The organism is Microbacterium sp. NPDC055665 (genome assembly GCF_053618035.1).
Genome location: NZ_JBSHGY010000001.1, coordinates 454,448 through 477,978, shown reverse-complemented (window position 1 = coordinate 477,978; position 23,531 = coordinate 454,448). Strand labels below are relative to the sequence as shown.

Annotated in this window: 20 protein-coding genes; 11 read left to right on the top strand and 9 right to left on the bottom strand. The window is 69.0% G+C overall.

From position 1 onward, the window contains the following. Positions 1–78: 78 nt before the first annotated feature. Together ACWGO6_RS02305 and ACWGO6_RS02300 are read left to right on the top strand one after the other, a co-directional pair. Positions 79–876, top strand: a complete 798-nt coding sequence (locus ACWGO6_RS02305; protein WP_376105029.1) for a PP2C family protein-serine/threonine phosphatase — start codon at positions 79–81, stop codon at positions 874–876. Between the two features lie 57 nt (positions 877–933). Further along, a complete protein-coding gene (locus ACWGO6_RS02300; protein ID WP_452325740.1) occupies positions 934–3,684 on the top strand; it encodes an FtsK/SpoIIIE domain-containing protein in 2,751 nt (916 codons plus the stop codon). Positions 3,685–3,722: 38 nt separating this feature from the next. Here the strand turns inward: ACWGO6_RS02300 and ACWGO6_RS02295 are convergent, their stop codons facing one another. Beyond that, on the bottom strand, positions 3,723–4,718 hold the full coding sequence (locus tag ACWGO6_RS02295; RefSeq protein ID WP_452325739.1) for an asparaginase: 996 nt from the start codon (positions 4,716–4,718) through the stop codon (positions 3,723–3,725). Between the two features lie 67 nt (positions 4,719–4,785). Between ACWGO6_RS02295 and ACWGO6_RS02290 the strand changes: the two genes are divergently transcribed. Continuing rightward, complete coding sequence (locus ACWGO6_RS02290; RefSeq protein WP_205820250.1) at positions 4,786–5,280, top strand: OsmC family protein; 495 nt, start codon at positions 4,786–4,788, stop codon at positions 5,278–5,280. Positions 5,281–5,298: 18 nt separating this feature from the next. Here the strand turns inward: ACWGO6_RS02290 and ACWGO6_RS02285 are convergent, their stop codons facing one another. Further along, on the bottom strand, positions 5,299–6,099 hold the full coding sequence (locus tag ACWGO6_RS02285; RefSeq protein WP_136041189.1) for a lysophospholipid acyltransferase family protein: 801 nt from the start codon (positions 6,097–6,099) through the stop codon (positions 5,299–5,301). Between the two features lie 123 nt (positions 6,100–6,222). Between ACWGO6_RS02285 and ACWGO6_RS02280 the strand changes: the two genes are divergently transcribed. Further along, on the top strand, positions 6,223–7,179 hold the full coding sequence (locus ACWGO6_RS02280) for an FKBP-type peptidyl-prolyl cis-trans isomerase (RefSeq protein WP_136041190.1): 957 nt from the start codon (positions 6,223–6,225) through the stop codon (positions 7,177–7,179). 37 nt (positions 7,180–7,216) lie between these two features. After that, the gene (dxr, locus tag ACWGO6_RS02275) at positions 7,217–8,299 is read left to right on the top strand and encodes a 1-deoxy-D-xylulose-5-phosphate reductoisomerase (RefSeq protein WP_136041191.1); all 1,083 of its coding nucleotides are present in this window, start codon (positions 7,217–7,219) and stop codon (positions 8,297–8,299) included. 40 nt (positions 8,300–8,339) lie between these two features. Here the strand turns inward: dxr and ACWGO6_RS02270 are convergent, their stop codons facing one another. The 3 genes from ACWGO6_RS02270 to ACWGO6_RS02260 form a co-directional block, all read right to left on the bottom strand. Continuing rightward, complete coding sequence (locus ACWGO6_RS02270) at positions 8,340–9,962, bottom strand: Mur ligase family protein (RefSeq protein WP_205820251.1); 1,623 nt, start codon at positions 9,960–9,962, stop codon at positions 8,340–8,342. A gap of 95 nt (positions 9,963–10,057) precedes the next feature. Beyond that, positions 10,058–10,738 (bottom strand): YcnI family copper-binding membrane protein, encoded by a 681-nt coding sequence (locus ACWGO6_RS02265; protein WP_136041192.1) that lies wholly within the window; start codon positions 10,736–10,738, stop codon positions 10,058–10,060. 108 nt (positions 10,739–10,846) lie between these two features. Further along, positions 10,847–11,431 carry a hypothetical protein gene (locus ACWGO6_RS02260; protein ID WP_136041193.1) on the bottom strand — a complete coding sequence of 195 codons (585 nt, stop codon included), beginning with the start codon at positions 11,429–11,431 and terminating at the stop codon, positions 10,847–10,849. A 65-nt stretch (positions 11,432–11,496) separates the two neighbouring features. Between ACWGO6_RS02260 and ACWGO6_RS02255 the strand changes: the two genes are divergently transcribed. Continuing rightward, the gene (locus ACWGO6_RS02255; protein WP_136041194.1) at positions 11,497–12,810 is read left to right on the top strand and encodes a M50 family metallopeptidase; all 1,314 of its coding nucleotides are present in this window, start codon (positions 11,497–11,499) and stop codon (positions 12,808–12,810) included. Between the two features lie 34 nt (positions 12,811–12,844). Here the strand turns inward: ACWGO6_RS02255 and ACWGO6_RS02250 are convergent, their stop codons facing one another. Next, the gene (locus ACWGO6_RS02250; RefSeq protein ID WP_452325738.1) at positions 12,845–14,728 is read right to left on the bottom strand and encodes a chorismate-binding protein; all 1,884 of its coding nucleotides are present in this window, start codon (positions 14,726–14,728) and stop codon (positions 12,845–12,847) included. Positions 14,729–14,899: 171 nt separating this feature from the next. Continuing rightward, positions 14,900–15,526, bottom strand: coding sequence for a pyroglutamyl-peptidase I family protein (locus ACWGO6_RS02245; RefSeq protein ID WP_452325737.1), 627 nt, complete (start codon positions 15,524–15,526; stop codon positions 14,900–14,902). 81 nt (positions 15,527–15,607) lie between these two features. Between ACWGO6_RS02245 and ispG the strand changes: the two genes are divergently transcribed. Beyond that, complete coding sequence (ispG, locus tag ACWGO6_RS02240; protein WP_136041210.1) at positions 15,608–16,738, top strand: flavodoxin-dependent (E)-4-hydroxy-3-methylbut-2-enyl-diphosphate synthase; 1,131 nt, start codon at positions 15,608–15,610, stop codon at positions 16,736–16,738. A 104-nt stretch (positions 16,739–16,842) separates the two neighbouring features. After that, positions 16,843–17,712: a hypothetical protein gene (locus ACWGO6_RS02235; RefSeq protein WP_452325736.1), complete on the top strand. Its 870-nt coding sequence runs from the start codon at positions 16,843–16,845 to the stop codon at positions 17,710–17,712. A gap of 74 nt (positions 17,713–17,786) precedes the next feature. On the opposite strand, the gene ACWGO6_RS02230 is transcribed toward ACWGO6_RS02235, so the two are convergent. Continuing rightward, the gene (locus ACWGO6_RS02230) at positions 17,787–19,202 is read right to left on the bottom strand and encodes an RNB domain-containing ribonuclease (RefSeq protein WP_452325735.1); all 1,416 of its coding nucleotides are present in this window, start codon (positions 19,200–19,202) and stop codon (positions 17,787–17,789) included. A gap of 104 nt (positions 19,203–19,306) precedes the next feature. On the opposite strand from ACWGO6_RS02230, the gene ACWGO6_RS02225 reads away from it, so the two are divergent. From ACWGO6_RS02225 to ACWGO6_RS02215, 3 genes are read left to right on the top strand one after another with little or no spacing between them, the layout of a single operon-like run. Continuing rightward, on the top strand, positions 19,307–20,362 hold the full coding sequence (locus ACWGO6_RS02225; protein ID WP_452325734.1) for a zinc-dependent alcohol dehydrogenase family protein: 1,056 nt from the start codon (positions 19,307–19,309) through the stop codon (positions 20,360–20,362). 48 nt (positions 20,363–20,410) lie between these two features. Next, positions 20,411–21,181: an isocitrate lyase/PEP mutase family protein gene (locus ACWGO6_RS02220; protein WP_136041200.1), complete on the top strand. Its 771-nt coding sequence runs from the start codon at positions 20,411–20,413 to the stop codon at positions 21,179–21,181. A 42-nt stretch (positions 21,182–21,223) separates the two neighbouring features. Beyond that, entirely contained in the window at positions 21,224–22,984 is a 1,761-nt protein-coding gene (locus ACWGO6_RS02215; RefSeq protein ID WP_452325733.1) for a proline--tRNA ligase, read from the top strand. Positions 22,985–23,001: 17 nt separating this feature from the next. On the opposite strand, the gene ACWGO6_RS02210 is transcribed toward ACWGO6_RS02215, so the two are convergent. Next, positions 23,002–23,505 (bottom strand): pyridoxamine 5'-phosphate oxidase family protein, encoded by a 504-nt coding sequence (locus ACWGO6_RS02210; RefSeq protein WP_452325732.1) that lies wholly within the window; start codon positions 23,503–23,505, stop codon positions 23,002–23,004. Positions 23,506–23,531 lie beyond the last annotated feature (26 nt).

Genomic DNA, 23,531 nt, shown 5'->3' with positions numbered 1-23,531 from the left:
CAGTGTGGGGGAGTTCTACTACGATGTGTGAGTATCCTGCGGACGCCCGACCCGTCGCAGATCCATCGGAGGCAGCACGTGGCTGAGACGAAGACGCATCGCGTCACGGTTGCGCAGCGCCCGCTGCTTCTCTCCTGGGCGGGGGTCACCGATCTCGGTCGTCGCCGGGAGACCAACCAGGATGCGTTCCTGGCCGAGTTCCCGCTGTTCGTCGTCGCAGACGGCATGGGCGGTCACGCCGGTGGAGAGATCGCGAGTCGCAGCACGGTGGAGCGGCTCCAGGCCGTGGTCTCCGCGGGGGACGTCAACGCTCCGGCCATCGAGCAGGCGCTCGAACGTGCGGTGAGCGACATCGCCGATCACCCCGACACGACCGACGAGGGCACCGGAACCACGCTCACCGGTGTCTTCTTCGTCGTCGACGGTGACGAAGCCCGGTGGGTGGCTCTGAACATCGGAGACTCCCGCGTCTACCTTCTTCGCGATGACCGACTCGTCCAGGTCACGACGGATCATTCCGTGGTGCAGGAGCTGATCACCGCGGGCAAGCTCAGCCCGGAAGAGGCCGAGGGGCACCCGTACAGCAACGTCATCACGAGGGCCGTGGGAGCGAGCGAGCTCACGGCGCCCGACTACGTCACGATCGATGTGCGTGCGGGCGACCGGTTCGTCATCTGCTCCGACGGGCTCACCAAAGAGCTCACAGACTATGGGATCCAGCACTTCCTCCGGGAGCACCACGATCCGAGCCGCAGCGTGGAGGCGATGCTCGCCGCCGCGCTGGAGAACGGCGGGCGTGACAACGTGACGCTCATCATCGTGCAGGTCGAAGACGAGGACGACTCGTCCTCCCCAATCGAGGACACCGCAGAGTAGCCACTCGGCGCTGTGGACAGCGCCGTCGCGTCGGGGGAAATGCGATCCACTGGACGTATGGAACCCCTCCCGATCGTGCTCCCGACGGCTTCCGCACCCTCTCGTCGTGCGCCCGTACCGTTCATGGCGGCGATCGTCCCGGTGGCCGGAGGTATGGTGCTGTGGCTGATCACCGGTTCGGTGTTCGCGCTGTGCTTCGCGGCCCTGGGGCCCTTGATGATCGTGGCATCGCTCGTCGACGCTGCTCGAAACCGGCGACGCGAACGTCGGCGTGACGCCGCACAGTCCGAGCAGGACTGGGCGACCGCCGAGGCCGAGCTCGAGCTCCGTCACCAGGAAGAGCGCGAGGGCCGGTGGCTGCGGCACCCTGACACGGCTGCGAGCCTCGCGCAGCCGCCTCTGCGTGGTGCACAGCCGCCGGACTCCCTGACATCGCTCGTGGTCGGCGCCGGGAGCTCGCCGAGCGCAATACGGTGCAGCGGAGGCGAAGACGGTCGCGGTCGGGAGTTCCGCGAGCGATGCGGAGTCCTCGAGGGCGCCCCGATCGTGGTGCCGTTGGGCGGAGGGGTGTGTCTTCGAGGTGCGCGGCCGATGATCATGGCCGCGGCACGCGCGCTCGTGCTGCAGCTGAGCCTTCGGTTCAGCGCAGCGCAGCTCTCCCTCGTCGGCACAGAGGTCCGCGATTGCGGGCTCGACGCCCTGCCGCACGCGCGGCGCGCACGCAGGGGCGGTTTCAGGGTCGGCATCGGTTCGGGCGCAGCGATCCGGATCGACGCAGATGCCCTGATCTGGCTGGCGCCCGCTGACGCCGAGGTCCCGGAGGGGATCACCACGGTGATCGACGTGGTGGAGCCGGGGCGGTCCCGCCTGCGCACTCCAGAGGGCACCGCTGCCATCGCGGTGGAGTGCGTCTCGCTCGAGCAGGCGTCCCTCATCGCCCGTGAGCACGCAGCGGCGGGCGTCGAGCTCGACGTGCTTCCGGACCTCGTCGCTCTGCACGAACTCGAGCAGCCGACGCCCGACCCGCAGCGCCTCGATGGTCTGGCCGCGGCGATCGGCCGGACCGAGCGGGGGCAGATGGTGGTCGACATCGTCGAGGACGGGCCGCATGCCATCGTCACCGGAACGACAGGCACGGGCAAGAGCGAGCTTCTGATCAGTTGGGTCACGGCCATCGCCGCGACCCACGGGCCGGACCGAGTGACATTCGTGCTCGCCGACTTCAAAGGGGGGACCGCATTCGAGCCGTTGCGGGAGCTGAGACAGGTCGCAGCGGTCATCACGGATCTCGATGAAGACGGTGCCCGGCGCGGAGTCTCCAGCCTCACTGCCGAGCTGCGGCGCAGAGAGGGTGTTCTCGCCGACGCAGGCGCGCGGGATGTTCGAGAGGTCGGGATGCCGCGGTTGGTCATCGTCGTCGACGAGTTCGCGGCACTGCTGGCGGAGCATCCCGACCTGGGGGCCGTCTTCACCGACGTCGCCGCCCGGGGCCGCGCGCTGGGCATGCATCTGATCCTCGGCACGCAGCGCGCGGCCGGCGTCGTACGGGACGCGCTGGCGGCCAACTGTCCGCTCCGTGTCAGTCTGCGGGTCGGCGACGCCGCAGACAGCAGGCTCATGATCGGGACGGACGCCGCGGCCGAGCTTCCCGGCGGCGCGCATTCGCGGGGCCTCGCACTCGTCCGTCGTCCCGCGGATTCCGAGCCCTCGGCGATGCGCAGCGCTCTGACGGGGCCCGCCGACCTGCGAGCGGTCGGGCAGCGCTGGGCGGCTGCGGGCGGGCCCCGCAGCCCCTGGCTCCCCGCGCTTCCCCGACGGATCGCCCTCGCCGATCTCGTCACGTCTACCAGCCTGGCTCCGGATGTGATCGTGCTCGGTCGTGCCGACGATCCGGAGCGCCAAGCCCAACCGCTCGAGCTCTTGCACTGCGGGCAGGATCGAGGAATCGTGCTGCTGGGCGCGCCGGGGTCGGGCCGCTCCACCGCGTTACGAGCACTGGCTGCGCAGCGCCCGGATGCGGTGTGCGTGCCGCACGACGCAGAGGCGGCGTGGGACCTCCTCGAGGGGTGGGCGATCGAGACAGGACGGATGCCGTCCCTGGTCCTCGGCGACGACATCGACGGGCTGCTCTCTACTCTGCCGCCGGAGTACGGTCAGCAGTGGGCGCAACGGTGGGAGCTGCTCGTTCGCGCCCGCGCTGACACGACCTTCGTGCTCACGGCGACCAGGGCAGCGGGGCCTCTGGGCCGGATGATCGACGCCCTGCCGCGACGAGCACTGCTCCGCCTGTCGAGCAGAGTGGAGCATCTCGCGGCCGGGGGAGAGGCATCGTCATTCATCCGCGACCGATCTCCCGGACGCGCCCGCATCGGCGATCGCGAGGTGCAGCTGGCATGGGTCCCCGAAGACACGGCAATCACACCTGCGGCCGATACGCATGCTCTCTGGGCACCGTCGTGCGCGACCACCGCCGTCGTGAGTACGGGAGCCGCTTCGGTCGCATCAACCCTGCGGGAGGCGCATCAGGAGTCCGAGGTGATCGTCGCCGGAGCGGAGCCGACACAACCGGGCCGTTCCTGCATCGTCGTGGGGGATGCGGAGGCGTGGCAGCGCAATTGGGCGTTGTGGCAGCGCATCCGCGGGGAGGGCGAAGTGCTGATCCGTGCCGAGCAGCCGTCCGATCTGCGGCAGCTCGCCGGTGTCCGGGAGCTGCCGCCGTATGCGCGCCCTCATGCGGGCAGAGCCTGGTCGCTGCGCGGAGCCGGAGCGCCGCGTCGTGTCATCCTTCGCGGCCTGTCTCCGCGATGAGCATCGAGATCGGCGCAGCGGGGGAAAGAGCGTGTGCGTCAGATTCCGGCGCCGGGCCGGATCGCACCGACGATCGAGCCGCCTCCCGAGATCGTGAGGGGGAGTGCGTCCGTCAGCGTCGCGACCTCCGCGCTGCTCAGGCCTCCTGCGCGCTCGAGGAGCGTCGCCGCCACGATGGTCGACGCACGCGTCGCACCGTCCAGCATCTTCAACGCGACCGTCGTGCCGTTCGGAGCGACCATCACCATGACGCCCTCGGCGCCGTGCTTGGTGAAGACCCCGAGCTTCTCGATCGCGATCGTGTCGGGCCGGCCGGGGCCCTCGATCGTCCAGGGGCTTTCCCGCACTGCCCGCACCAGCGAACCGGCGACGCGATGAAGGGCGAAAGGCGAGCGGTCGGATGCCGTGCCGATGCGGTGGATGCCCCGCGCCAGGGCGGTGAGGGTCATGGCGTGGACCGGCGCTCCGCACCCGTCGATCGCAGTGTGCGCGACCTTCTCGCCCGTGAGGCGCTCGACGACATCGCGGATGTGCACCTGAAGCGGATGCGACGGGTCGAGGTAGCCGTCGGTCGGCCAACCGGTCGCCACGCACGCGCGCAGCATCGCGGCATGCTTCCCGGAGCAGTTCATGCGCACTCGCGCAGGCTCGCCGTGCTCGCGGACGAGTTCATCGCGCGCGGCCGAGTCACTCGGCCATGACGCCGGGCACGCCAGGTCGTCCTCGGTCAGCCCACCTTCGGTGAGGATGTCGCGAACCACGGATGCGTGCCGGTCGGTACCGATATGGCTTGCCGTGGAGATCGCGAGCTGTTCGCCTTCGAGCACCGCACCCGCGGTGATGCAAGCCACTGCCTGCAGGGGCTTGAGGCTCGAGCGGGGCAGGATCAGCGCGTCGGTGTTGCCGTGGCGGGCGACGATGTCGCCGTCGGATGAGAGTACGATCGCTGCGCCGGCGTGACGGGATTCGACGAATCCGCTCCGTTCGACGACGGCGAGTTCCACGGAATCCTCAACGGTGAGAGTCTCCAGCACCCGTCAACTCTAGCGCCGGGCTGGCGATCGCTCACCTCGCGTCGGCGGCCCCTGGCAGACTGAGGACATGGCAGAGTCGACCCCCCGCATCCTCGGCGAACATCACTACGCGCTCACCTCGGTCTGGACCGGAAACACCGGCACGGGCACCTCGGGCTACCGGGACTACCGCCGCGAGGTGACCATCGAAGTCGACGGCAAGCCGGAGCTGCTCGCCTCGGCCGACAAGCCCTTCCGCGGCGATCCCTCGCGTTGGAATCCGGAAGACCTCCTGCTCGCGTCGCTCTCCGAGTGTCATCTGCTCTCGTACCTGCATGCCTGTGTGACAGCCGGTGTGGTCGTCGTCTCCTACCGCGACGAGGCGAGCGGGATGATGCGCGAAGACGGCAAGGGTGGCGGGTCGTTCGTCGAGGTGATGCTGCGCCCCGAGGTCGTCGTCGCGGACGCGTCGATGATCGAGGCGGCCGAGCGCGCCCACGCGCAGGCGAACGAATGGTGCTTCATCGCGAACTCGATGAACTTCCCCGTGCGCCACGAGGCGACGGTCAGCGCTGTCGAATGACTCGGGGCGCCGCAGGCGTCAGCGACGCTCGTGGGGCAGAGCCTGCTTGATCTTCTCGATCGTGCCCTGCGCGGGAGCCTCGTTGTACGCTCCTGCGAGTTCCTGACCGGAGAGGCCGTGGATCGCGGCCATGATCTCGTCGGTCGCGAGGCGACGCGCGCGCCCGCTGGTCGCCGGTCCGTGCGGTGACAGATCCAGCGGTTCGCCGAACCGGACCGTGATGCGCTCCTTGAGCGTCGGCACCTTCGCGCCGACGGGCATCACCTTGTCCGTCCCGATCAGCCCGACCGGCACGACGGGGGCGCCGGTCTGGAGCGCGAGGAACGCGACCCCGGTACGCCCCTTGTACAGGCGACCGTCCGTGGATCGTGTGCCCTCGGGGTAGAGCGCGACGGCGAGTCCCTCGTCGAGGAGCTGCCGCTGCAGGTCGAGAGCATCCAGGGCCGCTTGGCCCGCTCCCCGACGAACGGGGATGGCGCCGATCGACTCGAAGAAGGTCTTGCTCATCCAGCCCTGGAAACCGGTGCCCTCGAAATACGTGGACTTCGCGAGGAAGTGCACGGGTCGAGGAGCGGCGACGGGGATCGCGATCGAGTCGATGAAGGACAGATGGTTGCTGGCGAAGATGACGGGCCCGGTCAGCGGAACGTTCTCGCGACCCTCGATCTTCGGCCGGTACACGAGCCGGGCGAGCGGGGTGATGAGGCTGCGTCCGAGCGTGTAGGCGAACCCGGCGTGACGGGGCTTGGCAGTCTCATCTGACGACGAGGATTCCTCTTCTGACGAGGATTCGGGCTCGACGGACTGCTCAGAGGTCATCAGAGCAGGTTACTCCCGGATCCATGCCTGCGTGGGAATGAAGGGTTGCGCCGCGCCTCTCAGCGGGGGCAAAGGGGTATGCGGCAGGATGGAGGTTCCCACCCGCGATCCCGAGGTCTCACTGTGCGCAAGCGTCCGCTCATCGTTCTGTCCACCGTCGCCGCGGCGACCCTGCTGCTGGCGGGCTGCTCCGGCAGCTCCGCGCCGTCGAGCTCCGGCACGCCGAGCCCGACCGCTTCGAGTGAGTGCTTGCTGGATGCAAAGCCGGGTGAGACGTCCGACGCGGTCGTCGTCGAAGGAGAAGGCGTCGACGCGAAGGTCACCGTGCCTGCGGATGCGCCGTTCGCCGACGTCGAGCGAACGATCATCTCCGAAGGCGATGGTGACGAGGTCGTTGCGAACGACCTCGTGGGTGTGAAGTTCCAGATCGTCGACGCGGCGACGGGTGAGGTCGTGGACTCTTCGGCTCGCAGCGAGGGAGGAGAAGCCTCCGTCCTGCTCGACCAGAACAGTGCATCGCTGTTCATCGCCGCCCTCGAGTGCCAGCCTCTCGGCACGCAGGTGGTCCTCGCGCTTCCCGGAAAGGTCTTCGGCGAGGGTGGTACCGCCAAGGTCGTGTACGCCGAGGCTGTCGAGCAGCTCCCTGAGGTGGCGACCGGCAAGGACGTCGACCCGACCCCGGGCATGCCGACCGTCAAGCTCGATGACAACGGCAAGCCCTCCGTCAAGATCCCGGATGGGGATGCACCGACCGAGACGAAGGTCGCCGTCCTCAAGCAGGGCGATGGGGCCACAGTCGGCGCCGGTGACCTCGTGGTCGTCCAGTACCTCGGCGTCAAGTGGTCCGACGGCGAGGAGTTCGACTCCAGCTGGAGCCGCGACGCCGCGCCCTCCCAGTTCCAGACGACGGGTGTGGTCGCCGGTTTCCAGAAGGCGCTCGAAGGACAGAAGGTCGGCTCTCAGGTCGTCGTCGTCATGCCGCCGTCGGACGGCTACGGCGCCAGCGAGGGACACGAGCTCCAGAAGGAGAGCCTCGTCTTCGTCGTCGACATCCTCGCCACCACGCCCGTCCAGCAGTAGCCGCAGCGGAGTCGAGGACGTGTCCTAGGCTGGCGTCATGCGTCGCATCATCGTCCTCGGCTCCACCGGCTCCATCGGCACCCAGGCACTGGATGTGATCCGTGCCAATCCTCGTCGATTCGAGCTGGTCGGTCTCGCCGCCGGTTCCAATGCCGAGATGCTGGGGGAGCAGGCTGCGCAGTTCCAGGTCGAGGACACGGCGCTCGGCGCCGACGAGGCCGAGCAGCTCGTCCGAGACGTCGACGCCGATGTCGTGCTCAACGCGATCACGGGTTCGATCGGGCTCGGCTCGACGCTCGCGGCGCTGAAGGCAGGACGCACGCTCGCCCTGGCGAACAAAGAGTCTTTGATCGTCGGCGGGGATCTGGTGCTCGCCGCCGCCGCCCCCGGACAGATCGTCCCGGTGGACTCCGAGCATTCGGCGCTGGCGCAGGCCCTGCTCGCCGGCACTCACGCCGAGGTGCGCCGGCTCGTCGTCACGGCATCCGGCGGCCCGTTCCGAGGCCGTACCCGCGCAGAACTGAACGACGTGACCCCCGCCGAGGCCCTCGCGCACCCGACGTGGGACATGGGGCGCATGGTCACCACGAACTCGGCCACGCTCGTCAACAAGGGGCTCGAGGTCATCGAGGCGCACCTGCTGTTCGACGTCGCCTACGACGACATCGAGGTCGTCGTGCATCCGCAGTCCATCGTGCATTCGATGGTCGAGTTCATCGACGGGTCCACCATCGCCCAGGCGTCACCGCCCGACATGCGACTTCCGATCTCACTCGGACTGGACTGGCCGCACCGCGTCGGGGGCGTCGGACGACCGCTCGACTGGACCACGGCGTCGTCGTGGACCTTCGAACCGCTCGACGGCGAGGCCTTTCCATCGGTCGCGCTGGCGAAGGCCGTCGGTCGGGCCGGTGGCACCTTCCCCGCCGTCTACAACGCGGCGAACGAGCAGGCCGTCGATGCCTTCCACGAGGGCCGGCTGTCGTTCCTCGGCATCGTCGACACGATCGCGCGTGTCGTCGATGCTCATGACGCACCCGATGCGCTGACCGTCGAGACGCTCGCCGCGGCCGAAGCCTGGGCGCGCACGACCGCAGATCGGATGATCGCGGGGAGCTGAGCGGAACCCGGAGCAGCGTCTGCCGCCCCGGCTGACCGGATCAGTCCTCGTCGGGGTACGGGACGGGCCAGCGGGGTTCGGGAACCGGCCAGCCTGCGGCGCGGAGAGCCCTGCGGGCCAGCTCGCGCGCCGAGTAGGGCGTACGCACCCCGCGGATGTCGCGGTAGTCCTGGTGGCCGGGCCCCGCCCAGAGGATCGCGTCGCCGTCGCCCACGAGTCCGACCGCGGTGACGATCGCGTTCTCGGGCGGAGAAGCCTCGTGGATCTCGGCATCCGGTCTCGCCGTGCGCGCGCCTTCGATGAGGGTCGCGCGAATGGAGGCCGGATCTTCGAAGCGGGGGTGATGGTCGGTGACGACGAGGATGTCGCTTCCCTCGACGGCAGTGCGCGCCATGTCGAACCGCTTGCTCGCGTCACGGTCGCCGTCGGCGCCGAAGAGCATCAGCACCTTGCCCGGCGTCACGCGGCGCACCGCGGCGAGCGTCTTCTCGAACGCGTCGGGGGAGTGGCCGAAGTCGACGAACACCGCGGGGCCGTGCTCACCGGATACGAGCTGCGTGCGACCGGGAAGGTAGGCGCGGATGCCCTCATCGCGGGCGAGAGCGTCGACGATGCGCTGCCAGTCGTAGCCGCCCTCGAGCAGCATCACGATCGCGAGCGCGGCGTTCGCTGCCATGTGCGGACCGATCACCGGGACGGTGGTCGTGAGGGAGCCGGCGGGGCCGGTCATCGTGAAGGTCGTGCCTGCCGCACGTTCGTCGTCGATGACGACGACCCAGTCCGCGGCGTCCGCGGCCTCCGGGTCTGCGGCGATCGAGGGCGTCCCCACCGTGACGACGGGGATCTCGGCGCGCTCGACCACGACCGCTCCGGACGGCGAGTCGAGGCAGATGACGCCGCGCTTGGCGCGGTCCGGCCGGAAGAGCGGCAGCTTCGCTTCGAAGTACTCCTCCATGTCGGCGTAGTCGTCGAGGTGGTCGTGGCTGAGGTTGGTGAAGCCGGCGACGTCGAATCGGATGCCGTCGACACGGTGACGCGAGAGAGCCTGTGCGCTGACCTCGACGGCGACGGCTTCGACCTCGCGCTCCCGCATCAGCGCCAGCAGCGCGTGCATCTCGGAAGCCTCGGGCGTCGTCAGCCGCGAGACGATGACCTCGCCGGCGATGTGACGTTCAGCGGTCGAGGAGAGCCCGGTGACGACGCCGATCTGGTCGAGGATGCCCTCGAGCAGGTGCGAGACGCTGGTCTTCCCGTTCGTCCCCGTCGTCGCGAAGAGCAGCGGAAGCGGGTCATCCGCGCCGGTGCCGTACACCCAGGCGCTCAGGTCGCCGAGCACGGCGCGCGGATCGTCGACCACGAGGATCGGCAGTCCCGCCGCCTCGGCGATCGCGGCGCCGGGCTCGTCGGTGATGACGGCGACGGCGCCCTTCTCGGCAGCGGCGACGGCGAAGTCCGCCCCGTGCCGATTGACGCCCTGGATCGCGACGAACGCCTCACCCGGGCGGAGATCCGCCGTGGCGAGTGTGATGCCGGAGAGGGCGACCCCGTCGGTGTCACCGCGCACACTGCGGGCGAAACGGGAAGCGAGTTCGGACAGCTCACGCCGGGGCGGGTTCGCGGGGCGGAGCACGGGAGGCAGGCTCGGTTGTTGTTCAATCGACATGTCGGATCCATGATCTCATGGCGGCACGGTGAACACCTCTGCGGCACGACTCCTCGTGCGCCGCGGGGCAGCGCACGAGGAGTCGCACCCCGGCGTCAGGCGCGGCGACGGTAGGCGAGGACCGCGACGATCAGCGCCGCGATGCCGGCGACGAGTCCGCCCGCTCCGAGCGCGATCCCCAGCGGATCGGCCGAGGCCGGCGCCGCCGCGCTCTCCTCGGAGGAGTCGGCGGCGTCATGATCGCCGTGGCCTTCGGCCGCGGCCGCGGCGACGGAGACCACCGGCGCCGGCGCGTCCAGGCTGTGCGGGTCCTCACCGTTCTCGGCGAGCTGCGTCCACTCGGTCTTGCCGTCGACGCACTCCTGCACGACGGGGAACGCCAGCGTTTCGGGCGTGCTCTCGTCGAGGCCGACCGACATGCTCACCGCTCCGCGGAGGTCGTTCGGCACGGGGGTGAGTGCCGTGTAGGTCACGGCGCTCACGAGACCGTCGTCGCCGCGCTCGACCGCGATGCTCCAGTCGCCGTCCATCGTCGGCGCCACGGATGCGAGACCTTCCGGCATGGTGATGCGGAGCGCCGTGGTGGGGGAGTTCTCGCATCCGTGCGAGAACGAGAAGGTGAGCACGCCATGGTCGCCGGCGGCGAGTTCGTCGGGGCTGACCCCGACGTGCGCGCCTGCCATGGTCGGGACGGCCAGGGCGAGGATGACGCCGCCGAGGACGCCGGCGGTGGCGAGGGCGGGTCGGCGGGTGCGGGTACGGGTGGTACGGGACATGAAGGATCTCCTGATGCTCGAGCTGCGGGCGCGCGAAAGACGGCGTTTCCGCGAAGGGATTGTGCCGCGAAGAAGGCGGCGGATTCCGGTGCGACGGATCCGTCTGGATCAGTCGCGGATGAGCGCAGGAGGCCCGCGTCGAGGCACAGCGGCCAGGACGGCCGCATCGAACGATGGCAGGAGAGTCGAACGCAGACGCGGCGGCCGCGGGTGCTCTGCCGGGGCGACGGCAGCGGCACGCTGCAACATCGCCTCGACCCATCGCACGACGCTTCTCGCGAGCGCCTCGCCGTGCCAGACCAGCAGAGTGGTCAACGCGGCGGCGGCGACGTGCGCGAACAGCATCATCGTGGTGAGGGAGGTCTCGGCGGTCACCGGTCCGAGAACATCGAGGTCCAGGTGGTGAGCATGACCGACGTTGCCGACGGTGCCGGCCCCGGTCGGCGATCCCAGTGCCTGGAACAGCAGGTGGAACGCGCCCTGCGCGACGAAGACGGCGGCCGCGACGCGACCGCGGGACTGCCCCGTGCCCACGAGCAGTGCCGAGAGCGGTGTGAGCAGGGTCGCGACCGCGAGGATCAGCAGCGGATGCGGGGCGGCGCCGCCTCCGAACGTGTGCGAGAGCGCCGCGAGCAGCGTCGCGACGGAGGAGACGGCGGCGGCGCGGAGGAGTCGCAGCTGCCGGGCATTCACGCTTCCACCCTAGCCGCGCCCGCGTCGTCGGGCGGATTCCTAGCTGGGGGCAGTACCGTTGGCACGTGGAATTCCTGCTCTATCTGGGCGGCATCCTCTTCATGCTGATCGGCCTCGGTCTCTCGATCGGTCTGCACGAGGTCGGCCATCTCGTCCCCGCGAAGCTCTTCGGCGTGCGCGTCGGCCAGTACATGATCGGCTTCGGTCCGCGGCTGTGGTCAAAGCGGATCGGCGAGACGGAGTACGGATTCAAGATGCTGCCGCTGGGCGGCTTCATCTCGATGTCCGGCATGTACCCGCCCTCGAAGAGCACCGGCCCCGCCTCCGGGATGTTCCGATCGCTCATCCAGGACGCCCGGTCCGCGAACGACGAGACCATCGCCGAAGGTGCGGAGGACCGTGTCTTCTACCGCCTGCCGGTGTGGAAGCGCGTGATCGTGATGCTCGGTGGGCCGGTGATGAACCTGATCCTGGCGACCGTGATCTTCACCGTGCTCGTGTCCGGCATCGGCGTGCAGCAGGGGACCACGACCATCGCATCGGTGATCGAGTGCGTGGTCCCGGCCGGCTCGACCCAGACCGAGTGCACGCCGGAAGATCCGGTGTCGCCGGCGGCCGAGGCCGGCATCGAGCCGGGCGACGTGATCGTGTCGGTCGACGGCCAGCCCGTATCGAACTTCGCCGAGGCGACGGCGATCGTCCAGGCGGCTCCCGGCGAGACGCTCGACATGGTGGTGCTCCGCGACGGCGTCGAGGAGACCCTGAGCATCACGCCGATCGCTGCGGAGCGCACGATCACGGATGCGGCCGGCCAGCCCGTCCTCGACGACTCCGGCGAACCCGTGGTCAAGGAGGTCGGCTACGTCGGCATGGGTTCGCAGATGGGCTACGTGCAGCAGCCCCTGAGCGCAGGACCGCAGATGGCCGCCGAGAACGTCGCCAGAGTCGCCTCGCTGATCGTCACGCTGCCTGTGCGGCTCTGGGACATCGGTGTCTCCCTGGTCACGGGTGGCGAGCGCGACCCGAACGGACCGCTGAGCGTGGTCGGCGTCGGCCGGCTCGCCGGCGAGGTGGCGGCGACCGATGCGCCCATCCTCAACCGGTTCGCGATCCTGCTCGGGCTGCTGGGATCGCTGAACATCGCCCTCTTCGTGTTCAACCTGATCCCGCTGCTGCCGCTCGACGGCGGTCACATCGTCGTCGCCCTCTGGGACGGCATCAAGCGAGCCTGGGCGAAGCTCTTCCGTCGACCGCCGCCGGCACCCGTCGATGCCACGAAACTCGTGCCGCTGACAGTCGTGGTCGCGGTGTTGCTGATCGCGATGGGCGCGCTGCTCCTGATCGCCGATCTTTTCAACCCGGTGAATCTTCTCGGCTGACCCTGTCCGGGTCAGCCTGTGCCGTCGAGCGCGCTCAGGCGAGAGCGTGTGATACGAGGCGCTCGAGCGTCCGGATGCCGTCGCGCGACAGGATGGACTCGAGATGCCCCTGCACCGAAGCGAAGTGCGGGCCACGAAGGGCGTACACGTCGCCCGAGGACATGTCCGCCGAGATCTCAGCTGCTCCGACCGTCGTCGTCTCGGGGTCGACCCGTGCGGTGAACGTGTTGTAGAAGCCGATCGAGGCGTCTTCCCCGAACACCGGGACGGACTTCTGCAGGCCCTGGTGCGGGGCGTCGAGTGGAGTCAGCGCGATCCCGAGTCGATCGGCGAGGATCTGGTGGCTGAGGCACACGGCGAGCAGCGGTGAGCCCGCTTCGAGGCGACGGCCGACCACCTCGCGCATCCTCGCGATCCGGCCGTTCTCCTCGTCCCGGGGGTCCCCGGGGCCGGGACCCGCGACGACGAGGTCGGCGGCATCGAGGTCCGCATCCTGCACGTCGCTCCAGCCGGCGATCGTGACGGCCAGGCCGAGGTGACGGAGCTGATGGGCGAGCATGGTCGTGAACCGATCCTCCGCATCCACCACCAGAGCGGTGCGTCCGACGAACGGGCCGGTGAACTCCTCGCCCTGCGGGTTCAGCCAGAACTCGGCGAGCCGGGCATTGCGCGACGAGAGCAGGGCAGCGACCTGAGGATCGTCACCGAGGGCGCGCTCCTCTGCCGGAGCGTCGGCATCGCTGCGTGCCTCGGCCACCCGGTCGCGCTCGATGGCACCGATCGCGCCCAGCACGCCGGCCGCCTTTCCGTGGGTCTCGGACACCTCGCCCTGCGGATCGGAGTGCCGCACCAGAGTGGCACCGACAGGCACACTGAGCTGCCCGTCCTGCAGATACACGGTGCGGATCAGGATCGGCGCATCGAGGTCGTGGCCGCCATCGGCGTTCGGGGTGAACAGTGCCGCGACTCCCGAGTAGTATCCGCGAGCCTTTCTTTCGTGGCGTCGGATCACGGCGCAGGCGTTCTGCATCGGGGATCCGGTCACGGTCGGAGCGAACATCGTCTCGCGCAGGATGTCGCGCGGGTCGAGGGCGCTGCGTCCGCGCAGCATGTACTCGGTGTGCGTGAGCCGGGACATCTCCTTCAGGTGCGGACCGGTGATGCGTCCCCCGTCGGAGCAGACCGCACTCATCATCTTGAGCTCTTCGTCCACGACCATGAACAGCTCCTCGGTCTCCTTGGTGGAGGCGAGGAAATCGATCAGCGTCTCTTTGGTGGCGCCGCCGGCCGGGTGACGGAACGTCCCGGAGATCGGGTTCATCGTGACGATCCCCTCGCGGGCGACGACATGGGCCTCGGGGCTCGCGCCGACCGCGATGTGGCCGGGGGTGAAGACCGCGAACGTCCAGTAGGCGCCGCGCTCGTGCGTGAGCAGGGCACGGAACCAGGTCAGTGCGGCCGTCCGGTCGTCCACATCGATGTTCGCGGTGAAGTCGCGCCGGATGACGAAGTTCGCGCCCTCGCCTCGACCGATCTCCTCCGCGATGACCTTCTCGACGATCGCCGCATATTCCGCATCCGCGATGTCGAACCCGTCGTCGTGCAGTGGCACCGGATCCGCCGGGAGCCCGGCGAGGAGCTCTGTGGTCGGCAGGTGGAGGTGTTCGTCGACGACCACGCATCGCAGCGGAGCGCCATCGTCTTGGGCGACGAATCCGCGTTCGCGCACCTGACGATAGGGGACCAGCGCGAAGATCTCGCGCGGGGTGCCGTCGATGGCGAGCGGGATGTCGGCGAGCAGCTCGACATCCACCACGTCGCCGCTGAGCAGCTCGACGGTGTCTGCGCCGTCGCGGGCGATCAGCACGAAGGATGCCGCCGGGTCGGCGTTGAGCTCGGCGAGTCGTGAGAGGGTCATCGATGTCTCCTGTGCAAGGCTCCGGCTCGGCGCAACGAAAAAACCGCCCGGGAGGCGGTCTGGATTCGTGGGAACGCGAACACACCGCCTAGAAGGCGGGCCACCAGGTGAAGTTCGCGAGCATGGGGCCGAAACTACCACATCGCCGAGGGCGGGTTCCGCGCGGTGACGTCACCAGATGCTTCCGCCGGGCTCCTCGACCTCGGCGTCGAGGGCGTGGTCGACGACGAGGCGCACCGCACGTGCCAACTCGTCGTCGGGGAGGTGCGGGGCGTCCGCCGGGGCGGCGCTGGTCGACCACGGGACGTGCACGAATCCTGCGACGGTGTTCGCCGAGACAGCCCCCAGCGCGGTGTAGAGGACGTGGTTGCACACGTAGGAACCCGCGGAAAGCGAGAGCTGCGCCGGCAGACCGTGTGAGGAGAGGATCTGGACCAGGCGCTTGACGGGAAGCGTCGCGAAGCGGGCGGCGGGACCATCGGGTTCGCAGGGTGCATCGAGGGGCTGCGCGCCGTCGTTGTCCGGGATGCGCGCGTCCATCAGGTTCACACCGATGCGCTCCACCGCGATCTGTCGACTCCCGCCGGCGAGCCCGGTGGCGACGACGGCGTCGGGGGAGTGCTGCGTGATCAGGGCCCGGAGGCGGCGTGCGGATGAAGCGAACGCGACGGGCAGCGTCGCGGCGATGAGCTCGTGCGGACCGTCGTAGTCGGCTGCGACGGCGTCCACGGCATCGGCCGATGGGTTGCGGGCCGCGCCGCCGAAGGGCTCGAATCCGGTGAGGAGAAGGACCGCCATGAGTTCAGCGTACGGGCCGACTTCCAGCCCTCATGCATCCGGGCGGCGTAGGCTTGGGGCGTGCCAGCAGTGAACCTCGGAATGCCGAAGATCCCCGAAGTCCTCGCCCCGCGTCGCAAGTCCCGCCAGATCAAGGTGGGCAAGGTGCTCGTGGGCGGCGACGCTCCCGTCAGCGTGCAGTCGATGACGACCACCAAGACGACAGACATCAACGGGACGCTGCAGCAGATCGCCGAGCTCACGGCGTCCGGCTGCGAGATCGTGCGTGTCGCGGTTCCTCACCAGGACGATGCCGACGCGCTGAAGATCATCGCGATGAAGAGTCAGATCCCGGTGATCGCCGACATCCACTTCCAGCCGCGCTACATCTACACCGCGATCGATGCCGGGTGCGGCGCGGTTCGCGTCAACCCGGGGAACATCCGCGAGTTCGATGGGAACGTCGGGAAGATCGCCGAGGCCGCGAAGGCCGCCGGCGTCTCGCTCCGCATCGGTGTGAACGCCGGGTCGCTGGATCGTCGCATCCTCGCGAAGCACGGCAAGGCGACTGCAGAAGCGCTCGTGGAGAGCGCCGTCTGGGAAGCGTCGCTGTTCGAGGAGCACGACTTCCACGACTTCAAGATCTCGGTCAAGCACAACGATCCGATCGTCATGGTGAAGGCCTACCGTCAGCTCGCAGAGCGCGGCGACTGGCCCCTGCACCTCGGCGTGACCGAGGCGGGGCCCGCCTTCCAGGGCACCATCAAGAGCGCGACGGCCTTCGGCATCCTGCTCGGCGAAGGCATCGGCGACACCATCCGCGTGTCCCTCTCGGCTCCTCCCGCCGAGGAGGTCAAGGTCGGGCACCAGATCCTGCAGTCGCTCAACCTGCGCGAGCGAAAGCTCGAGATCGTGTCGTGCCCGTCGTGCGGTCGCGCCCAGGTCGACGTGTACACGCTCGCGGAAGACGTCACGGAGGGGCTCAAGGACATGACCGTCCCGCTGCGCGTCGCTGTCATGGGATGCGTCGTCAACGGTCCCGGCGAGGCGCGCGAGGCGGACCTCGGCGTGGCGTCGGGCAACGGCAAGGGACAGATCTTCGTGAAGGGCGAGGTCATCAAGACCGTGCCGGAGGCGGACATCGTCGCGACCCTGATCGAAGAGGCGAACCGGATCGCCGCCGAGATGGGGCCCGAGGCACCGCTCGGCACCGCTCAGGTCGTCACGGTCTGACGGCAGCGGAATCCGCGCCGCGCCCATCGCACCGTCGCGTGGAGAAGTCCGAGCTTTCTCCGCCTCCACGGGCGGACGCACCATCGTCGAATTCGAGGAGAGCCATGTCGACGCCCACCATCGTGTCCTTCGCAGGCGGCACCACCACCGGGGACGGCACGGTCACCCGGGTGGAGAGCGGGCCCGACGGGACGGTCGTGGTCGTCGACGCGACGCCGTTCCACCCGGTCGACCACACCTGGCCCGACCAGCCGGGTGATGCCGGCACGATCGCCGCGGGAGACGAGTCGGTGACGGTCAGCGAGGCGCTGATGGCTGCGGTCTCCGATGAGGGCGAGTTCGCCGTCGGGCGCGACATCCCCGCCAAGCGCGGTGCCGAGGGGTGGACCTGGCTCGTCGCGCACCGCATCGACGGCGCGGCTCCCGCGTGGCTGGCCGAAGGTGCTCGCGTACGGCTGACCGTCGACGGCGCGCGGCGCGAAGGACTCAGCCGCGGCCACACCGCCTGCCACCTCGCCTCGCTCGCTCTGGACCTCGCCGTCGCGGACCTGTGGCGGAAGGATCCGGGCGAGGATGCGCTCGGGAGTCCCGACTTCGAGGGGCGCGCCAATCAGTCCAGCCGTATCCACGAAGGCGGCGCGGTGGATGGGTACCGTCTGGGCAAGAGCCTTCGCCGTGCGGGCTTCGACACCGAGACCTTCGCGGCGACCCTCGCCGACCGGGAGCAGCGGATCAACGCTCAGCTCGCCGAATGGATCGCCGCAGGCGCCACGAGTCGGATCGAGACGGAGGGGCCGACGATCGTGGACCGGCGACGCTGGCACTGTGCGCTCCCTGAAGGCGAGGCCGTCATCCTGTGCGGCGGCACCCATGTCGAATCCCTGACCGAGTTCGCGGCCGTCTCCGTGTCACTCGACCTGAGCGACCCGCAACTGCTCGTGATGACGACGAGCGCAGCCCCGGCAGTGTCATAGGCCCATCATCGAGCCGCCCCCGCGAGCGTGAGCGGTGACGGACCGCGACCTCCTCCGGGGTCGGAAACCACTTCTCAGACCGCGAACTCCACCTCGCCCGCGGCGATGTCAGCGCGCACGATGCTCAATCGCACGACACTTCCAGGCTTCGCGCCCGTCGGCAACGGTGCTGTGGCGGTGACGGCCGGGTCCGCGATCTGGACGAGTGCACGCTCGCCGCGCAGCTCGATCACGGTCGCGTCGATGGCCGTCCCCACCAACGGGGTGAGCAGGGCGGCCTCGACGCTGTTGATCGTCGCCGTGTTCATGCGGGATGCGCGCTGAGCAGACTCCTGCATGAGGGCCGGGAGCTCCGACAGCGACTCCCGCGCCCACTCCGGGACCGCCTCGCCGTTCGACACCGCGAGGCAGATCGTGAGCACCCAACGGTCGACGAGCCGGCGCAGGGGAGCCGTCGCATGAGCATAGGGGGCGGCGATGGCCGCCTGTACGGCGTTCGACGGCGATTCGCCGTCGAACACCAGATACCCCGCACCGCGGAACAGCGACGCCGCGGCCTCGAGCACCGGAAGTGTCAAGGGGTCCGTGCGGTCGAGGGCACGAAGGTACTCGCCGTACGTGCCTGATACCCAGGGGCGCCCGAGCGCCTCGGTCTGAAGGCGGAACGCCGTGAAGGAGGCATCGTCCGGCTCGGGCATCGTGCGCAGGATGCCGACGCCGGCCCGAAGCATCAGGGATGCCGCGGCCATCCCCGTCATGAGGGAGAGCTGGGCGTTCCACTCCTCGACGGGAAGAGGGCTGCGGCGCTCGATCGCGTAGGCCCCGTCCGCGTCGCGGACGACCTCCTCGTCGGGGAGGTTGAGGCTCGCCCCGCCTCGCAGGCGCTCCTGTTCGAGGCGTAGCGACCCGATCTCCGGAAGCAGTGCCGCGGGGCCGTCTTCGCCGAGATCGAGTGATCGTTGTGTCGTCACGTAGTCGAGTTGCGCGCGCGAGCGGATGAGCGCACGTTCCAGCCGGAACTCCGTGACCACGCCGGCGGCGTCCAGTGAGAAGGTCCACACGAGTGCCGGTCTGTCGACGTCGGCGAGCAGGGAAGCCCGATCTTCGCTCAGTGTGGCCGGATGCAACGGGATCCTGCCGTCCGCGGCGTACAGCGTCTGGCCGCGTCGACGGGCCTCGGCATCCACCGCTCCTCCCGGTCTCACGAACGCGGGGACGTCGGCGATCGCGTAGCGGACGATGTAGCCCGATCCGTCCCGCTCCAGGTGGAATGCCTGATCGAGGTCACGCGAGCCCTCGGGGTCGAGAGTCGCGAACGGCACGTGTCGCAGGTCGAGCGCCGGTTCGGACGCTGTGGCGTCCTGGGCCTCGGCGAGCACCGCGGGAGGAAAATCTCCCGGCGTCTCCGCGCTCGCGCGCAGAGTGGCCAGCGCAGCAGCGAGTTCGGTCTGGGCGGCGGAGGGGGCGACGTGTGATCTGCGCTGCGGCATGGCTCCCACCCTAGGTGCGTCGTCAGGGCTCTTCACGGCGCAGAGGGTGGCGCGTAACATGTTACCAAGCCACGATCCCGGGCGTGCCCGGGGAAGGAGGAGTCATGAAGGCGCTCGTTTTCCACGGTCCCGGCCGCAAGAGCTGGGAAGATGTCCCGGATCCGACGATACTGGCTGCGACCGACGCGATCGTCCGCATCGAGAGCACGACGATCTGCGGCACCGATCTCCACATCCTCAAAGGCGACGTTCCCGCTGTCGCTGAAGGCCGCATCCTCGGGCACGAGGGAGTCGGCATCATCACCGAGGTCGGCGACGCCGTGACCGGCCTCGCGGTCGGGGACCGCGTGATCATCTCCTGCATCAGCGCGTGCGGCAAATGCGAGTTCTGCATGGCCGGTCTGCAGTCGCACTGCCTCGCGACGGAGGGCGCGTCGGGGATCGGATGGATCCTCGGACACCTGATCGACGGAACCCAGGCGGAGTTCGTGCGCGTTCCTTTCGCGGAGACCTCCCTGCAAAGGCTCCCCGACGCGATCCCGCCCGAGACGGCGGTGCTCCTCAGCGACATCCTCCCCACCGGACACGAGATCGGCGTGCAGTACGGCGGAGTCAAGGCGGGAGACGTCGTCGCGGTCGTCGGTGCCGGACCGGTCGGTCTCGCCGCGATCATGACGGCTCAGCTCTACGGCCCCAGCAAAGTCATCGCCATCGATCTCGACCCCAATCGTGCCGAACTCGCGCAGCAATTCGGCGCCACCCACTCGGTCGTCTCCTCGGACACCGACTGGCGCGACCAGGTGCTGGCCCTCACGGATGGGCTCGGGGTGGATGTCGCGATCGAGGCGGTGGGCGTCTCGCAGACGTGGGACATGGTGCTGGACATCGTCCGGCCCGGCGGCCACGCGGCGAACGTGGGGGTTCACGGTTCACCGGTGGACTTCCCGCTGGACAGGCTGTGGATTCAGAACCTCACGATCACGACGGGACTCGTCAACACGAATACCGCGCGGATGCTGACGAAGCTCGTCGCGGAGCAGCGCATCGACCCGAGCGGGTTCGTCAGCCATCTGTTCGCTCTCGATGACATCGAGAGTGCGTACGACACGTTCGGTCGTGCGGCGGAGACCAAGGCGCTCAAGGTGGTGCTCAACGCCTGATGCGCCGAACTCGGCCCGGCAGTGCGTATCCCGCGTTAGCGTGTAGTCATGACGACTGCAGCCAAGGCCCAGACCCTTGTCGGACTCTATGACGCTCCGGAGATCCTCCGGGTCGTGAACGTGTGGGATGTCGTGTCCGCGCGGGCGGTCGCCGCCCTCCCGGAGACGAAAGCGCTCGCCACCGCGGGCCACGGCATCGCCGCGTCCTTCGGCTACGAAGATGGTGCGACTCCCCGCGAGGTCATGATCGACATGGTGGGGCGGATCGCCGCCGCCGTCCAGGTTCCCGTCACGGCCGACCTCGACGACGGCTACGGCGACGCGGGGGAGACCACGCGCCTCGCCATCGCGGCCGGAGTCGTGGGCGCGAACGTCGAAGATCGGCTCAAGCCGCTGGGCGAATCCGTCGCCGCGGTCGAGGCGATCGTCAAGGCGGCGGAGGCCGAGGGCGTGCCCTTCGCGCTCAATGCCCGCACCGATGCGTTCGTCCGCGCCGGCGCACGTCCGGTGCCGCAGAGCATCGCCGACGCGATTCAGCGCGGGCGCGCCTACCTCGACGCCGGAGCGACGGCCGTGTTCGTCCCCGGCATCCTCGACATGAACGTCACCCGTCAGCTCGTCGAGGGCATCGGAGAGCGCAAGGTCAGCGTGATCGGCATCCCCGGCGCTCTCGCTGCGTCGGAGTACGAGAAGCTCGGGGTCGCCCGCATCTCCTACGGTCCGCTCCCGCAGCGGGTCGCGCTCACCGCACTCCAGGAGCTTGCGGCTGACCTGTACGCCGGCGGCGTCGTCCCGGCGAACCTTCCGGCGCTCAACTGACGGCGTCGAAGATGAGTGACCGCGGCTCACTAGACTTGCTCCGTGGTCACTCGTCTTTCGAACTTCTTCCTCCGCACGCTTCGTGAAGACCCTGCAGGCGCAGAGGTCGCCAGCCACCGGCTGCTGATCCGGGCGGGATACATCCGCCCGCAGGCCGCCGGCATCTTCGCGTGGCTGCCACTGGGGCTTCGCGTCAAGTCGAAGATCGAGACCGTCGTCCGTGAGGAGATGGCCGCGGCTGGCGCGCAGGAGGTCCATTTCCCCGCACTGATGCCTCGTGAGGCCTATGAGGCGAGCGGTCGTTGGGACGAGTATGGAGACCTGCTCTTCCGCCTGCAGGACCGCAAGGGTGGCGATTACCTCCTCGCCCCCACGCATGAAGAGGCCTTCACGCTGCTGGTGAAAGACCTGTACTCGTCGTACAAGGATCTGCCGCTCTCGATCTACCAGATCCAGGACAAGTACCGCGACGAGGCTCGTCCTCGCGCCGGCCTCCTCCGTGGGCGCGAATTCACGATGAAAGACGCGTACTCGTTCGATTCGTCGGATGAGGGCTTGGACGTCAGTTATCAGGCACAGCGTGACGCATACGAGCGCATCTTCCAGCGACTCGGACTCGAGTACGTCATCGTTCAGGCGGATGCCGGTGCGATGGGCGGGTCCCGCAGCGAGGAGTTCCTGCACCCGACCCCCGTCGGCGAGGACACCTTCGTGCGCAGCGAGGGCGGGTATGCGGCGAACGTCGAGGCGTTCACCACCGCGGTGCCCGATGCCATCCCGTTCGACGAGGGTGCTGCTCCGGTGATCTTCGATTCCCCGGACACCCCCACGATCGAGACGCTGGTCGCGCACAGCAACCGCGAGCTCGAGGGGGAGTACACGGCGGCCGACACGCTCAAGAACGTGGTTCTCGCCCTGACCCACCTGGACGGCACGCGCGAGCTCGTCATCGTCGGCATCCCCGGCGACCGCGACGTCGACGAGAAGCGGGCCGAGGTCGCCTTCGCGCCCGCTGCGGTCGAGACGGCCACGGCCGATGACTTCGAGAACAACCCGCTTCTGGTGAAGGGGTACATCGGGCCCTGGTCGCCGACCGGCGCCGTGCTCGGCGAGGAGTCGGCCACCGGCATCCGCTATCTGGTCGACCCCCGCGTGAGCGAGGGCACGAGCTGGATCACCGGGGCGAACATCGATCAGAAGCATGCGCACTCGGTGGTCGCCGGACGCGACTTCGCTGCCGACGGGATCGTCGAGATCGCGAACGTGCGCGCCGGCGACCCCGCCCCCGACGGCTCCGGTCCGGTCGAGCTCGCACGGGGCATGGAGATCGGTCACGTGTTCCAGCTCGGCCGCAAGTACGCCGAGGCGCTCGGACTGAAGGTGCTGAACGAGAACGGCAAGCTCGTCACGGTGACGATGGGCTCCTACGGCATCGGCATCACCCGCATCCTGGCGATCATCGCTGAGCTCAACAACGACGACAAGGGCCTCATCTGGCCGGCATCGGTCGCGCCGTTCGATGTGCAGGTGGTCGCGGCAGGTCGCGATCAGGTCGCGTTCGATGTGGCCGAGGGGCTCTCGGCGCAGCTGGAAGCCGCGAGTCTCGACGTGCTGTACGACGACCGCCCGAAGGTGTCACCGGGCGTGAAGTTCGGCGATGCCGAGCTCGTCGGCGTGCCCAAGATCGTGATCGTCGGCCGCGGCGCCGCCGAGGGACAGGTCGAACTCTGGGACCGCGCCACGGGCGAGCGCGATGCGGTCTCCGTCGATGAGGTCGTCGCCCGACTCACCGCCGCCGACTGAGAGCCGCGGCCGCGTCGTCAGCAGACGATGCGGCCGTGGTTCATGATGTCGTCATCCGGAGTGTCGCGGGTGACGAGGGATTTGAGGGCGCCGGACGCGGTCGCGAGTCTGCCCTTCGCCGGTTCCCAGAACTCCGTCACCTTCGGCGTGACCCGGAGCAGAGCGATGCCCGGCGTCTCCAATCCGTCCGCGAACCAGATCTCCAACGAGGGCGAGTAGAGCTCCTCCATCTTGGCTCGGTCGTGGACGATCTCTGCGGTGCCGGCGACGGACACGTACCGCATGCCCTTGGCGTCGCAGTAAGCGAGGCCCACATCGTGGTGTCGGCGAGCTTCGGCGACCTTCTCGGTGTCTTCAGCGGTGAAGAACCAGATGTCTCCGGCGTCGTCCATCTGCCGGGTCGACATCGGTCGGCTGACGAGGTTGCCTTCCTCATCGATCGTGGTCAGCATCGTGAAGTCGATGTCTTCGACGAGCTCGGCGATGCGGGCGAGGGCTTCGGGTCCGGTGATCTCAGTCATGATTCCACAGTGCCGCGTGTGCCCGC

Bases quoted from the DNA above. Each gene is read 5' to 3' on its own strand.
- ACWGO6_RS02235 (WP_452325736.1), top strand. From the start codon at position 16,843: ATGTCGACGCCCACCATCGTGTCCTTCGCAGGCGGCACCACCACCGGG.
- ACWGO6_RS02300 (WP_452325740.1), top strand. From the start codon at position 934: ATGGAACCCCTCCCGATCGTGCTCCCGACGGCTTCCGCACCCTCTCGT.
- dxr (WP_136041191.1), top strand. From the start codon at position 7,217: ATGCGTCGCATCATCGTCCTCGGCTCCACCGGCTCCATCGGCACCCAG.
- ACWGO6_RS02245 (WP_452325737.1), bottom strand. From the start codon at position 15,526: ATGGCGGTCCTTCTCCTCACCGGATTCGAGCCCTTCGGCGGCGCGGCC.
- ACWGO6_RS02285 (WP_136041189.1), bottom strand. From the start codon at position 6,099: ATGACCTCTGAGCAGTCCGTCGAGCCCGAATCCTCGTCAGAAGAGGAA.
- ACWGO6_RS02270 (WP_205820251.1), bottom strand. From the start codon at position 9,962: ATGTCGATTGAACAACAACCGAGCCTGCCTCCCGTGCTCCGCCCCGCG.
- ACWGO6_RS02290 (WP_205820250.1), top strand. From the start codon at position 4,786: ATGGCAGAGTCGACCCCCCGCATCCTCGGCGAACATCACTACGCGCTC.
- ispG (WP_136041210.1), top strand. From the start codon at position 15,608: ATGCCGAAGATCCCCGAAGTCCTCGCCCCGCGTCGCAAGTCCCGCCAG.
- ACWGO6_RS02230 (WP_452325735.1), bottom strand. From the start codon at position 19,202: ATGCCGCAGCGCAGATCACACGTCGCCCCCTCCGCCGCCCAGACCGAA.
- ACWGO6_RS02250 (WP_452325738.1), bottom strand. From the start codon at position 14,728: ATGACCCTCTCACGACTCGCCGAGCTCAACGCCGACCCGGCGGCATCC.
- ACWGO6_RS02210 (WP_452325732.1), bottom strand. From the start codon at position 23,505: ATGACTGAGATCACCGGACCCGAAGCCCTCGCCCGCATCGCCGAGCTC.
- ACWGO6_RS02225 (WP_452325734.1), top strand. From the start codon at position 19,307: ATGAAGGCGCTCGTTTTCCACGGTCCCGGCCGCAAGAGCTGGGAAGAT.
- ACWGO6_RS02220 (WP_136041200.1), top strand. From the start codon at position 20,411: ATGACGACTGCAGCCAAGGCCCAGACCCTTGTCGGACTCTATGACGCT.
- ACWGO6_RS02265 (WP_136041192.1), bottom strand. From the start codon at position 10,738: ATGTCCCGTACCACCCGTACCCGCACCCGCCGACCCGCCCTCGCCACC.